General features: G+C 64.4%; 1 protein-coding gene. It reads right to left on the reverse strand.

All coding sequences use genetic code 11. The annotated features are described in order from the left end of the window. On the reverse strand, positions 1 to 331 hold a 331-nt coding region (locus AAHM38_RS25560; RefSeq protein ID WP_342234432.1), incomplete at both ends, for an IS66 family transposase.

Consider the following 331-nt stretch of genomic DNA (forward strand, 5'->3'; position numbering starts at 1 on the left):
TGCCGGCCACCGCTTGAGGCTGTAGCCAATGGCCCGCGCGATCGCCGAGCCTTCTGGGACGCGGCGTCGTTGTTCCTCGAGCCAGGTGTGCAGCCGCTCTAGAATCGGGCCAGCCCTTTGTTGCCGCGCTGCCAGGCGCTGGTCCGGCTGGGCATCCCGCACTTCCGCCTCGATCTCGTACAAGCTCACGATGTAGCGCAGCGCCTGGCCCGCCAATTCGCTCTTGTGCTTGTCGTGCAGTTCAAAGTACTTGCGGCGTGCATGGGCCATGCAACCGATCTCGGTGATGCCGCCATCGAAGCTGGCCTTGTAGCCGGCGAAGTCATCACAC

The sequence above is a fragment of the Ralstonia sp. OTU4908 genome, from assembly GCF_038440115.1.
Classification (GTDB): Bacteria; Pseudomonadota; Gammaproteobacteria; order Burkholderiales; family Burkholderiaceae; genus Ralstonia; species Ralstonia pickettii.